The organism is Microbacterium imperiale (genome assembly GCF_017876655.1).
GTDB classification, from domain to species: Bacteria; Actinomycetota; Actinomycetes; order Actinomycetales; family Microbacteriaceae; genus Microbacterium; species Microbacterium imperiale.
This window is the reverse complement of record NZ_JAGIOK010000001.1, coordinates 2,506,433-2,518,260: the sequence shown is the minus strand read 5'-3', so window position 1 is coordinate 2,518,260 and position 11,828 is coordinate 2,506,433. Positions and strand designations below refer to the sequence as shown.

Here is an 11,828-nt window from a genome sequence, read left to right as displayed (position 1 = left end):
CGGCGCCGTTCACACCGCGACGCGCCGCCATCCGCCCGGCGCCCGCTCGATGGCGCCCGCCTCGGCGAAGGCCGTGAGCCAGCCGCCCATCGGCCACTCGCCCCACTTCTCGGCGAAGAGCGCCCCGTTGCGAAGGATGTCGTCGAGGTGCTGCCACGGGGGCGACGAGGTCTCGTGGTACTGGTGGTAGGCGTCGGCGCCGCCCACCCAGACGAGCGGGATGCCGCGGGTGCGCAGCGAGAACGCGAAGTCGGTGTCCTCGCCGCCGTAGCCCTCGAACACCTCGTCGAAACCACCGACCTGCTGCCACACCGCCGGCGCGACGGCGAACGACAGCGACCAGAACAGCGGGTATTCCGCCGGCGTGGCCCGGCGCACCTCTCCCGGCCGCGGTGCGGGGCGAGCCGCATGCGGGGCCGTCGCCGCGCGCAGCGCTTCGGCATCGAGGGAGGCACCGGCCGGCAGGTACGTCACCGGGCCGCACAGCACCGCGCCGGGGCTGCGCTCGGCCGCCGCGCGATAGGCGTCGACGAGTCCCGGAGCGGGGATGCAGTCGGCGTCGAGGAACACCAGCAGCGAGGCGCCTCGTGCCGCGGCCTCCCGCGCGCCGGCATTCCGGGCGGCGGCGAGGCGCAGCCCCTGCGGGCCCGGCGGAACGCGGACCACCGCTTCGGCGTCGAGCTCCGGCGGTTCGTCGTCGCCGATCCACACGACGACGCGCGGCACCCCCGCCGTCGCGCGCAGCTGATTGCGCAGATGCGCGAGCCGTGGCGCGGAGCACAGCGTCACGACGACGACGCCGCTCACGGCGCGATCACCGCCTCGATCTCGCGGGCGGCGCGCTGGGCAGCGCCTCTCACCCGCCAGGCATCCCAATCGGGCTGCAGCGCGCGGGCACGATCGAGCAGTTCGGGCCACCGATTCGCGTCCGGCCACCGCTCCAGGGCGACGGCGAGACCGCTGCCGCCCAGCGCCGCGGCCGTCGCCGCCTGCTCATCGAAGGGACGATCCTGCGGGATGACGATCGCGCGGGCATCCGCTGCCGCCAGGTCGGCGACGGCGTTCTGCCCGCACCACGACACGACGACGTCGGCGGTCGAGATCGCCGCGAATGGGTCGGCTCGCCATTGCCCCGCACCCGCCCCGAGCAGTGTCCAGGGCCGGCCCGTCGCCCGTTCGGCGGCCGCCACGTCGTCGGCCGAGACGGCCGTGCCGCCGCCGCCCCCGAGCAGCACGATCGCGTCCGTCCGCCGCCGGGGATCCGGGACCCGATCGGCGAAGCGGCTGATACCCCCGACGAAGGCGACGCGGTCGCCGAGGGCGGTCAGGTGCGCGGGCGCGTACAGCTCGTGCGACCACGGCGCGACGATACGGCTCGCCATGGCGTAGCCGAGCCGGTGCGCCTCGTCGACGCGTTCACCCGGCTGGGTGATCGCGATCACGGGGATCCCGAGCAGACGCAGGAACAGCGTCACCTCGACCGAGACGTCGACGACGAAGGCGCCGATGCGTCCGGTCGCCACGGCGGCGGCCATCGCCGCGAAGCGGGAACGGTGCCCCTCGTGACGCAGGGGCGCCCAGTGCAGGATGCCGCCGACCGTGGGATCGTCCTGCGGCAGGCTCGGGGCCGGATGGTCGTCGCGCGGCAGGACGGTCCACGAGATGCCCGGCGGCAGGTCGTCAGGCCGGGGCAGCGAGCTGAAGCAGTCGATCTCTCGGCCGAGGTGGCGGGCGATGACGAGCATGCGCGTGAGGTGTCCGCGTCCGTGGTGGTGGACGTACCAGCCGATCCGCTGGGTCATGCGGGCAGCTCGACAGGCGCCGCGGTGTCGCTGAGCGAGGAGAAGATCTCCTCCAGGGCCGCGGTGCGGGCATCCAGCGAGAACCGCTCGACCGCACGGGCGCGCACCGCCGCTCGGAACGCGGCGTCACGGGCTGCGGGCAGCATCGCCTCGACGGCGTCCGCCATTGCGGCGATGTCTCCCGCCGGAACCAGCTGCATCCCCACGCTCGCGGCGGCGATCTCGGGCACTCCGCCGACGGCGAACCCGACAACGGGCGTACCGCACATCAGCGCCTCCGGTCCGACCAGGCCGAAGGGCTCGGCCCAGGCGGGCGTGGCGAGCGCGACGGCGGAGCGCCCGACGAGGTCGGCGAGCGCAGCCGGCTCGAGTTCGCCCACGAACGTCACGTCATCGCCGAGCAGGGGCCGCAGCACCTCGTCGGCGTAGGCGCGGTCGCCCACGCGCCCGGCGATGGTCAGGCGCCGGCCCAGGAGCCGGGCGACGGCGACGGCCAGATGGGGGGCCTTCTCGGGAACGATGCGGCCGAACCACACGAGGTCGTCGCCGCCCGGACCCGGAACCCACACGGACGGATCCACGCCGTTGGCCAGCAGCGCCGACGGCACACCCGCGTGCTGCCACTCGCGCCGCGTGTGCTCGCTGACCGAGACGAAGTCGCTGCCCCGACCGGCTGCCTGCCGGTGGGCGCGCACGAACTCCTCGTCGACAGGGGTGTGCAACGTGGTGAGCATGGGCACCCCGAGCCGCGGGGCGAGCTGCAGTGGAAGCGCGTGCAGGCAGTGGTTCGAGATGACGTCGAACGCGTCGGCGCGGGCGCTGATCGCCTCGAGAGCCCGGCGCAGCATCGGCACGCTCAGCGACTCGTACGCCGGCGGGTAGGTCTTGTCGGTGCGGACGGCGTCGGCGTCCCAGCCGAGCTCGGGCATCTCGAACACGCTGCCGGGCTCGACGTGCTGCGACCCCGTGACGGCGACGACCGTCACCTCGTGCCCGCGAGCGCGCAGCGCCTCGACCTCCGACCACACCGCCGCCTCGAGCCCGCCGGCGTGCGGCAGACGGATGGGGAATCGCAGCGGAGCGATCACCGCGATGCGCAGCGACCGGCCGCTCACGAGGCACGCTCGCTGCGCAGCCGGCGGTACAGGTCGGCGTGGGCGGCCGCGGTGCGGGCGTCCTGCTCGCGGCGCAGGCGTCGGCGCTCGTCGACGAGCTCGGCGCGGGCGAGCGACCCGGGCCGGGAGACCGCTTCGTGCCGTGACAGCAGCGTGGCCAGGGCGTCCGCGAGGGTGTCGGCGTCGCCCGGTTCGAACGTCGCGGTGGAGTCGTCGTCGTGCTGGTCGGCGAAATGCCCCGTGGCGGGCACGGCGATGGGGACGCCGAGGTCCCAGCAGAGCTCGAGCCAGCCCGAGTGACTGCCGAAGCGGTACGGCAGCACGCAGACGTCGAGGCCGGCGAGCGCGGTGTTCAGCGCGGCATCCGGCAGTCGCCCCTGCTCGACGAGCACGGCGCAGGCGTGCCCGGCGACGGCGGCACGCACGTCGTCGCGCGCGGCCTCGTCGCGCACCGTGCGGTGCATCCGGATCTCGGCGACGACGGACCGCCCGGACTCGCGCAGCCGCTCCACCGCAGCCACGAGCGCTCGCGCGCTGCGGGGCCCGTCGGTGCCGGGACGCAGATCCTTGAGGTGCATGCCGACGCGCAGATCCTCGCTGAGCGCGACCACCGGCGGCGTCTCGCCGTCGCGGAGGATGGCGGGATGCGGCAGCACGACCGCCTCGCGTCCCCACCGCTCGCGCACCTCGGCCGCGGCTCCCGCTGTCAAGGTCACGATCGCATCCGCTCGCGGGACGAGCTCGTCGAGCTGCGCCTGATAGGGCCGCTGGTCGGTCAGCTGCGGGTGGGTGAGGTCGTGAACCGTGAAGACGACCGGCCAGCCGGCCTCCCGGGCCGCGTCGACACAGGCGCTGAGGTGGCCGGCGGGGAACGACTCGGTGCCGAAGTGCACGTGCAGGACGTCGGCCCGCGCCGCGTTGTCGCGGATCCACACGGGATCCAGCGCGACCGGTGGCCACCACACGCCCTCCGCGGCGCCGGGGACCGGCGGGTCGGGCAGCAGCTCGACGCCCGCGGCATCCGTCACCCGCCGCACGTAGGGGTGGCTGGCGGGAACCCCGACGACCCGGACGGCGGACGCACCGGGCTCCTCGGCCCCGAGCGCGCTGGCGGTCTCGATCGTCACGGTTCTCCTCGTCATCCGGTGGCGCCGAAGCGGGCGCACGGTTCGGACGCTAGCGGAGCGCCGCACCCGGCCGCGCTGACTTGACCGAAGTGATCACGACCGGTAACGATGACCCGATGCCCGCCGAAGCCCCGCCCCTCTGTCTCGTCTGGGGTCCGCCCGGCCACGGCGTCACCGACTACGGCGCCGATGTCGCGAGGGCGGTGGCGCGCGGTGACGCGGCGGCGCGCATCGTCCCCGTCGGCGACCTGTCGGCGGCGCTCGGCGCGGTGCGCCCCGGCGAGCGCGTGCACCTGCATGCCACCGATCGTCTGCTCGGCAGGACCCTCGAGGATGCCGCCGACGCGCTCGAGCAGCTCGCGGCAGCGTGCCGGCTGACGCTGACACTGCACGACCTGCCGCAGGACTCCGACGGCACCGGGTACGACCGCCGCGTCGCCGCGTACCGCCGGTTCTTCGCGGCCGCCGAGGCGGTCGCCGTCAACAGCGAGCACGAGCGGATGCTGGTGAGCGAGCACCTCGGCGCCGTGCCCGAGCCCCGGGTCATCCCGCTCGGCACGCGCGCCCCGGCGCCGCACCCGGACGCGGCGGCCGCAGCGCCGACCGACCTGATCGTCCTCATCGCCGGCTTCGTCTATCCCGGCAAGGGGCACGATGTCGCCCTGCGCGCCGCCGCTGAGGCCGTGGCCGCGCTGCGCGCCGCGGGACGCCCCGTGGGCCGCGCCGTCGTGCGAGCCCTCGGGGCGGCTTCGCCGGGTCACGACGGCGATGTCGCCGCGCTGCGCGCCCGCGCGGCCGAGCTCGGGGCGAGTTTCGAGATCTCGGGCTTCCTCGACGATGCGACCTTCGCGGCGAGCCTGCGCGCGCCCGGGATCCCCGTCGCCGCGCACGAGCACGTGTCGGCGTCGCGGTCGATGCTCGACTGGATCGAGGCGGGACGCCGGCCGCTCGTCGTGCGTTCGCGGTACAGCGACGAGATGGACCGGCTGCGTCCGGGCACCTGGACGCTGTTCCACCCCGCCGAGCTCGCCGCCCGCCTCGCCGACGCCTGGGAGCACCCGGCGTCGACGTGGCTGGCCAGCGGCCGGTCGCTCGCCCCGACGCTCGACGACGTCGCCGCCTCGTACCGCGCCTGGTGGGACGAGGTCGCTCGGTGAGCCGGGGCGCATCCGCGGCGCCCAGCGGCGTGCCGCTGCCGGGCAACCGGTGGGACAGGCTCGACGGCGTGTGGCCCGACGAGCCCCCGTTCGTCTCCGTCATCGTCGCCCACTACCGGCAGCCCGACGAGCTCGCCCGCACGCTCGCGGCGCTGCGGCGCCAGGATCATCCGGCCGATCGGCTGCAGATCGTCGTCGCCGACGACGGCTCCCCCGAGCCGCCCCGGGTGCCGGAGGGCGTCGAGCTCGTGCGGCAGGCCGACGAGGGCTTCCGCCTGGCGGCCGTCCGCAACCTCGGCGCGCGCCGCGCCCGCGGCGACGTGCTGGTCTTCCTCGACGCCGACACGGCGCCCGAGCCGGCCTTCGTGCGCGAGCTGACGCGCCTGCCCGCCCTCGCGCCCGACTGCGTCACGGTGGGGCGGCGCCGGCACGCCGACCTGAGAGGCGTCGACGTCGACCGCCTCGCCGAGTCCGCGGCCGAGCGCGCACTGCCCGAGCCCGCGTGGCTGACCGACGCGTACCGGCGCAGCGGCGACCTGCTGCGGGCCGACGACCGCAGCTACCGGCACGTCATCGGCGCCGTCATCGCGTGCTCGCGCACGATGTTCGACGCGTCGGGCGGCTTCGACGAGTCGTTCACCGCCTACGGGGGCGAGGACTGGGAGTGGACCTACCGCGCCTGGTTGCAGGGAGCGGTACTCGCCCACGTTCCGGCGGCGATCGCCTGGCACGACGGACCGGATGCCGCCGGACGCGACGACGGCGCGCTCGCGAACCGCAACGCCGAGGCGATCCGGCTGGCTGACCTCATCCCCATCGCGGGGTCGGCGGGGCGGGGGCTGCGCTCCGGCCGCGTCGACATCGCCGTCGCCGCACCGGGCGGCGCGAGCCCGGGGCAGCGCTTCGTGAGCCTCGACAGCGCGCTGGCCGCCCTTCCCGCCGCCCGCGCCGCGGCCCGGCCGGCGGAGACCGCCACCGGTGGCGGAGCCGCCGGCGCCGGGAGCGACGACGCGTTCGACCGCGTGCGCGTGCTCGTCGAGCTGCTGCGACCGCTCCGCGTCGACGGCGGCGACCTCGCCGCGGCGATCGACCGGCTCGACACCGAACAGCTCGGCTCGCTCACCCTGCTCTCGCCGGAGGGCGAGCCGCTCGTACGGCTGACGGCGACGCGAGCCCGCGCACGCGAGGAACGCTGGGGCCGCGACGACCTGTTCCCGACCGCGGAGGCGGCGGCACCCGGCATCCGTCCGCTGGCGGAGGAGCCCGATGTCGCCGCCTACCTGGGCGGGTGGGGCTGACCTACTCGGCCGGGTACCGCGCGGCGCGCAGCACGCGGGCCAGGTGCGCGGCGTTGCGGGCCAGCGTCGCCGTCGTCGAGGCGACGCTCTCGGGCGTCTCGTCGAGGTCCTTGTAGTCGACAGCCTGCATGGCCTCGCCGTTCCAGTAGGTGCCGCCCTGCGCGGGGATGGTGAACCCGACGTCGTTGAGCCCCTGGAACAGATCGGCCGTCGCCTTGTGCGCTCCGTCCTCGTTGCCGACGACGGCGACGACCGCGACCCGGTCGAACAGGATCGGGCGTCCCGCGTCGTCCGTCTCGGACAGCTCGGCGTCGAGGCGCTCGATCACCCGCTGGGCGAGGCTCGAGGCGTGACCCACCCAGATCGGCGTCCCGAGAACGAGGATGTCGGCGGCGAGGATCTGCTCGCGCACGCCCGGCCACTCGTCACCGTCGCCCATGTCGGTCTCGACGCCCGGGGCGACGTTCACGTCGGCGATGCGCACTTGCGACCCGCTGGCACCGTGCTCGGCGAGCGCGCTCAGCACCTGATCGAGCAGCAGCTGGGTGCTCGACTCGGCCGATCCCGGCTTGAGCGAGCAGTTGAGGGCGACGACGCGCAGCGGGGCGTCGGCGGCGAGGATGTCGGAAGTCATCACAGTCCTTTCGTCCCTCCTCATGCTGGGAGGCAGGCCGCGATCGCGCGAGGCACTTGACACGCCTCGGGCTCGCGCGCGATCAGGCCGCGACGTCGACGGCGTCCCACCAGCGGAGCACGCGCAACGCGAGAAAGGTGAGCCACCGCGACGGCTCGCCCTGCGTCACGTCGATGTCGAACCACACGCGGCCCGCCAGAGGCGTTCCCTGATGCCACGTGCCGTCGGGATGCCGTGCGGCGCGGACCATCGCGACGGCATCGGCCAGCCGCGGGTCGGGCGCGACCCCCTCGAGCACCGCCGCCGCGCGGAAGTGATCGAGGGCAGCCAGGGCGCTGTACTGATGCCGGTTCGGATAGACGAACTCGGTGACGAAGCCGCCGACGAGCTCGCCCGTCGACAGGCGGTACGCGAGTCGACGCGTCAGAAGGTACTCCTCGCCGCGGTGCCGGCTCTCGCGCAGCGAGCGATCGCCGCTGATCTGCTCGTAGGCGAGCATGCCGCGCAGCGCGTTCAGGGTGGAGTGGAACGAGCCCCGCACCGAGTCGCCCTCCTCGGCCAGGCAGTTCCACCCGCCGTCGGCGAGCTGGTGCTCGGGGAACCAGCGCACGAGCCGGCTGACGTCCGCCCCCAGCCACGCGCCGGTCGCCAGGGTGAAGGAGTTGATGCAGACGTCGACCTCGCCGCCCCAGTAGGGCAGGTCGTCGTACTCCCACCTGCTGTGAGCGTCGAGGCGTGCCGCGGTGTCGCCGAGCACAGCGGCATCCACCCCCCACTCGCGGAGGTCCTTCAGACTCCAGGTCGTCGCGGTCCACGGCTGCCCCGGCTCGCGTGCCTCGGGGCTGTCGAAGAACCCCGCGGGGAAGTACGCGCCGCCCTCCCACTGCCCGTCCGCGTCCTGCTGCGCGAGCAATCGCGCGCCGTGTCCCTCGGTCGCGACCCGGGAGCGCGTCCGTTCCCAGACGGCCGCCGGAGCATCGGCCAGGTCTCGCTCGACCTGCCACCGCAGCGACGGGTCCGAATCGAGCAGCCAGCGAAGCATGGGGCGCATGTCGGTCATGCGCCCCATTGTGATCCTCAGGAACGCGCGGCGACAGCCTCCGAGACCACCGCGACCCCGCGCGGCTCGATCGTCAGCGCGCCGTCCGACGCCGCACCGTCCGAGGTCGCAGCGCCCGCGATCAGGTGCCCCGGCACCGACACGGTCACCGCACGGTCGGTGCGGTTGGCCAGGAACACGTAGCGGCCGCGTTTATCGGCGCGCACGATGACCTCGACCGCGCCGTCGCTCGCACGGACGTCGCCCGAGAGCGCCTCGACATCGTCGGCCAGCCGTCGCAGCAGCGCCCGCGCGCCGTCGCGGCCCACCGCCGCCGAGACGTACGTCGCGCTGCCACTGCCACTGCCGCTGCGACGGCGGGTGACGGCGGGCGCTCCGGCCAGATCGCCGTCACCGTACTCGTCGAGGATCTCGACATCCGGCTCGACCCGCGCGATGCGCTCGGACCAGTCCCGCACCACGGCGCCCGAGGTCAGCGCGACCGACTCGCCCGCGAGCATCGGCACGAACTCCTCGATCGTGATGCCGAGCACATCCCGCAGCGCGCCCGGGTAGCCGCCGAGCCACACGCGGTCGTGCTCGTCGACGACACCCGAGAAGTAGGTCGTCAGCAGATGACCGCCGCCGTCGACGAAGGCGCGCAGCCGCTCGCGCAGCGCATCCGGCACGACGTGCAGCATCGGCGCGATGATCACGTCGTATCCGTCGAACGGTGCCGCGACCGGAACCACATCGGCACGGACGCCCAGATCGAGCAGCGCGCGGTACCAGACGAGGGTCTCCGCGTCGTAGGAGGGCGACTCGGAGGGGTGCGAGTCGCGCCCGCTGACCCACCAGGACTCGTAGTCGAAGACGAGTCCGACCCGTGCTCTCTCGCGGCGCGTGCCGGTGACCGGCGCCAGCGCCTGCAGCTGCGCGCCGAGGTCGACGACGTCGCGGAACACCCGGCTGTCGGATCCGGCGTGCGGAACCATGCCCGAGTGGTAGCGCTCGCCGCCGGCGCGGGACTGACGCCACTGGAAGTAGCAGACGGCGTCGGCGCCGTGCGCGACGTGGGTCAGGGCGTCGCGGGCCAGCTCGCCCGGGCGCTTGGGCGGGTTGACCGCGCGCCAGTTCACCGCGCTCGTGGCGTGCTCCATGAGGAACCAGGGCCGGCCGCCCGCGAGGTTGCCGGTGAGGTTCGCCCAGAACGACAGGTCGTCGCGCCCGAGCTCGCCGGGGCGCAGGTAATGGTCGTTCGAGACGAAGTCGACGTCGTCCAGCCAGGTGGCGTAGTCGATGTCGCGGACGTTCTGGGCGACCATGAAGTTCGTCGTCCGCGGGACGTCGGGCGTGACCTCCGCGAGCACGGCGTTCTCGGCCCGAAGGTGGTCGCGCACGGCATCCGACGAGAAGCGCTCGAAGTCGAGCTGCTGCCCGGGGTTGCGCTGCGTCGGCGCGGTGCGCGGGGGCAGGATCTCGTCCCACTCCTCGTAGTGCTGCGACCAGAAGGCCGTGCCCCACGCGGCGTTGAGCGCGTCGAGGGTCTCGTAGCGCTCCCGCAGCCACAGCCGGAAGGCGCGGGCGGCGTCATCCGAGAAGTCGTAGAGGTTGTGGCATCCCAGCTCGTTCGAGATGTGCCAGGCGACCAGCGCGGGGTGATCGGCGTATCGCTCGGCGAGCGCCCGCGTCAGCCGCAGCGCGTACTCGCGGAACACCGGCGACGTCGGCCGCCAGTGCTGCCGGGCGCCCGGCCACAGGGTCGTGCCGTCGATCGTCTGCGGCAGGATCTCGGGATGCCGCTTCGCCAGCCACGGCGGCGGCGAGGCGGTCGCGGTCGCGAGGTCGACGTCGATGCCGTTCGCGTGCAGCAGGTCCATCACCTCGTCGAGCCAGCCGAAGTCCCACTCACCCGGGCGCGGTTCGAGCAGCGCCCACGAGAAGATCCCGAGCGAGACGATGTTCACGCCCGCCTCGCGCATGAGCCGGACGTCCTCGTCCCAGACCTCGCGCGGCCACTGCTCCGGGTTGTAGTCGGCGCCGTAGCGCATCCGCCCCGCTCCCAGGGAGCCGTCTTTGACCCAGCGGTACGTTCTGTCGTCGGTTGCCATGCCCACAGCGTAGACCAAAAACGTGCAAGTGCACGGTTTCTTGTGCCCTACGCTCGGGACATGCCCTCCGACGCCGCCCCGCTCCCCCGCGGCCCGTACGCCAAGAGCGCCGCCCGTCGGGCCGAGATCATCGCGACGGCGACCCTCGTCTTCGGCACGCACGGCTACCGCGGCGGCTCGCTGCGGCAGATCGCCAAGCAGCTCGACCTCGGACTCACGACGGTCATGCACCACTTCCCGACGAAGGTGTCGCTGCTCGCGGCCGTGCTCGAGCAGGAGGATGCCGCCGACACCGACTTCTCGGCCCGGTCCGCCCGCGACGGCTTCATCCCGAGCGTCCTGGCGATCGTCGAGCGCAACCTGGAGCGGCGCGAGCTCGTGCGCATGTTCTCGATCGTCTCGGCCGAGGCCACCCACCCCGAGCACGAGGCGCACGCCTGGCTGCTCGAGCGATACCGGGCCGTGACCGAGACCTACACCGCCGCGATCGCCGACGACCGCGACCGCGGCCGCATCCGCACCGACGCCGACCCCGCGGCACTCGCCGGGCTCGTCATCAGCGGGTGGGAGGGCATCCAGATCCGGTGGCTCACCGATGACACGGATCCCGTCGCCGCGATGCGGCTGCTGCTCGAGGGGCTCCTGCACCCGGCGCCGGAGCTCTGATCCGTCAGCCGCGGTCGGCGATGACCCGGCCGTAGCCCTCGACGAAGGTCGGGAACTCCAGCTCGGGAACCAGGGCGGCCAGGCGCGACCCGTCCAGGATCGTGCCCCGCCGGGCGTTCGCGTCGGTCTCGGCTCGGGGCGGCGTCTCGACGCCCAGCCGCTGCGCGATGAACGTCACGACCTCGCCGAGCGTCGCGGGGCGCCGGTCGACGCCGTGCAGCAGGGCGGGCGGGTCGTCGACCCGCAGCAGCGTCTCGAGGGCGCGCACGAGGTCGGCCTCGTGGATGCGGTTGGTGCGGCGATCGTGGTCGACCGGCTCGCCCGCGAGCACCTGCCGGATCAGCCGCTCGCGTCCGGGACCGTAGATGCCGGCGGGGCGGACGACCAGCGCATCGAACAGCTCGACGGCCGCCCGCTCACCGTCCACCAGCTGCTCGCCCCGCTCGCTCGTCGGCCGGGGTTCGTCCGTCTCGTCGAGCGGGCGGTCGACATCCCATCCCTCGAACACGCGCGTCGACGACACGAAGACCGTCCGCGCCGGCGCCGACGGCAGCGCCTCGGCGAGACGTTCGAGCGCTGTGCGGTAGAAGCGCGGGTCGTCGCCGGGCGGCAGGGTCATCACCATCGCGTCGACGCTCGGCAGCGCGGCATCCACGGGCCGCGCCAGGTCGGCCACGATCGGGGTGAACGCGGGCCGGATGCCGCCGGCGGTGCGGCGGATCGCCACGACCTCGTCCCCTCGGGCGACGAGACGCTCGCCGAGGCTCGTCCCGACCTTGCCGGAGCCCACCAGGAGGATGCGTCGCGCTGTCATGCAGTCATCCTCGCAGGCGCCGGGTCACCCGGGGCCGCGGCGGGTCACCCGAGGCCGGCGACGGG

11 protein-coding genes are annotated in these 11,828 nt (G+C 74.1%); 3 read left to right on the top strand and 8 right to left on the bottom strand.

What is annotated here, in order from left to right:
* Window positions 1–9: 9 nt before the first annotated feature.
* The 4 genes from JOF37_RS12185 to JOF37_RS12170 are packed head-to-tail and all read right to left on the bottom strand — an operon-like array spanning window position 10 to window position 4,044.
* Complete coding sequence (locus tag JOF37_RS12185) at window positions 10–807, bottom strand: glycosyltransferase family 2 protein (protein WP_210007056.1); 798 nt, start codon at window positions 805–807, stop codon at window positions 10–12.
* Window positions 804–1,802: a hypothetical protein gene (locus JOF37_RS12180; protein ID WP_210007055.1), complete on the bottom strand. Its 999-nt coding sequence runs from the start codon at window positions 1,800–1,802 to the stop codon at window positions 804–806. The genes JOF37_RS12185 and JOF37_RS12180 overlap by 4 nt, the downstream gene beginning before the upstream one ends.
* The gene (locus JOF37_RS12175; RefSeq protein ID WP_210007054.1) at window positions 1,799–2,917 is read right to left on the bottom strand and encodes a glycosyltransferase; all 1,119 of its coding nucleotides are present in this window, start codon (window positions 2,915–2,917) and stop codon (window positions 1,799–1,801) included. The genes JOF37_RS12180 and JOF37_RS12175 overlap by 4 nt, the downstream gene beginning before the upstream one ends.
* Window positions 2,914–4,044 (bottom strand): glycosyltransferase, encoded by a 1,131-nt coding sequence (locus JOF37_RS12170; protein WP_271175076.1) that lies wholly within the window; start codon window positions 4,042–4,044, stop codon window positions 2,914–2,916. Before JOF37_RS12170 ends, JOF37_RS12175 begins: the two co-directional genes overlap by 4 nt.
* A 116-nt stretch (window positions 4,045–4,160) precedes the next feature.
* On the opposite strand from JOF37_RS12170, the gene JOF37_RS12165 reads away from it, so the two are divergent.
* Together JOF37_RS12165 and JOF37_RS12160 are read left to right on the top strand one after the other, a co-directional pair.
* On the top strand, window positions 4,161–5,201 hold the full coding sequence (locus tag JOF37_RS12165) for a hypothetical protein (protein ID WP_210007052.1): 1,041 nt from the start codon (window positions 4,161–4,163) through the stop codon (window positions 5,199–5,201).
* Window positions 5,198–6,499, top strand: coding sequence for a glycosyltransferase (locus tag JOF37_RS12160; protein WP_210007051.1), 1,302 nt, complete (start codon window positions 5,198–5,200; stop codon window positions 6,497–6,499). The genes JOF37_RS12165 and JOF37_RS12160 overlap by 4 nt, the downstream gene beginning before the upstream one ends.
* Window position 6,500: 1 nt before the next feature.
* Here the strand turns inward: JOF37_RS12160 and JOF37_RS12155 are convergent, their stop codons facing one another.
* The 3 genes from JOF37_RS12155 to JOF37_RS12145 all read right to left on the bottom strand — a co-directional run bounded on the left by JOF37_RS12155 (window position 6,501) and on the right by JOF37_RS12145 (window position 10,283).
* On the bottom strand, window positions 6,501–7,133 hold the full coding sequence (locus JOF37_RS12155; protein ID WP_210007050.1) for a flavodoxin family protein: 633 nt from the start codon (window positions 7,131–7,133) through the stop codon (window positions 6,501–6,503).
* 82 nt (window positions 7,134–7,215) lie between these two features.
* Window positions 7,216–8,193, bottom strand: coding sequence for a squalene cyclase (locus JOF37_RS12150; protein ID WP_210007049.1), 978 nt, complete (start codon window positions 8,191–8,193; stop codon window positions 7,216–7,218).
* 17 nt (window positions 8,194–8,210) lie between these two features.
* A complete protein-coding gene (locus JOF37_RS12145; protein WP_210007048.1) occupies window positions 8,211–10,283 on the bottom strand; it encodes a beta-galactosidase in 2,073 nt (690 codons plus the stop codon).
* Between the two features lie 60 nt (window positions 10,284–10,343).
* On the opposite strand from JOF37_RS12145, the gene JOF37_RS12140 reads away from it, so the two are divergent.
* On the top strand, window positions 10,344–10,949 hold the full coding sequence (locus tag JOF37_RS12140) for a TetR/AcrR family transcriptional regulator (RefSeq protein WP_210007047.1): 606 nt from the start codon (window positions 10,344–10,346) through the stop codon (window positions 10,947–10,949).
* Between the two features lie 4 nt (window positions 10,950–10,953).
* Here JOF37_RS12140 and JOF37_RS12135 read toward each other — a convergent pair whose 3' ends face one another.
* Window positions 10,954–11,763 (bottom strand): sugar nucleotide-binding protein, encoded by an 810-nt coding sequence (locus JOF37_RS12135; protein WP_210007046.1) that lies wholly within the window; start codon window positions 11,761–11,763, stop codon window positions 10,954–10,956.
* Between the last annotated feature and the right edge of the window lie 65 nt (window positions 11,764–11,828).

Excerpts from the sequence above, each read along its gene's own strand:
- JOF37_RS12180 (WP_210007055.1), bottom strand. The coding sequence starts at position 1,802 with ATGACCCAGCGGATCGGCTGGTACGTCCACCACCACGGACGCGGACAC.
- JOF37_RS12165 (WP_210007052.1), top strand. The coding sequence starts at position 4,161 with ATGCCCGCCGAAGCCCCGCCCCTCTGTCTCGTCTGGGGTCCGCCCGGC.
- JOF37_RS12155 (WP_210007050.1), bottom strand. The coding sequence starts at position 7,133 with ATGACTTCCGACATCCTCGCCGCCGACGCCCCGCTGCGCGTCGTCGCC.
- JOF37_RS12150 (WP_210007049.1), bottom strand. The coding sequence starts at position 8,193 with ATGACCGACATGCGCCCCATGCTTCGCTGGCTGCTCGATTCGGACCCG.
- JOF37_RS12145 (WP_210007048.1), bottom strand. The coding sequence starts at position 10,283 with ATGGCAACCGACGACAGAACGTACCGCTGGGTCAAAGACGGCTCCCTG.
- JOF37_RS12140 (WP_210007047.1), top strand. The coding sequence starts at position 10,344 with ATGCCCTCCGACGCCGCCCCGCTCCCCCGCGGCCCGTACGCCAAGAGC.
- JOF37_RS12135 (WP_210007046.1), bottom strand. The coding sequence starts at position 11,763 with ATGACAGCGCGACGCATCCTCCTGGTGGGCTCCGGCAAGGTCGGGACG.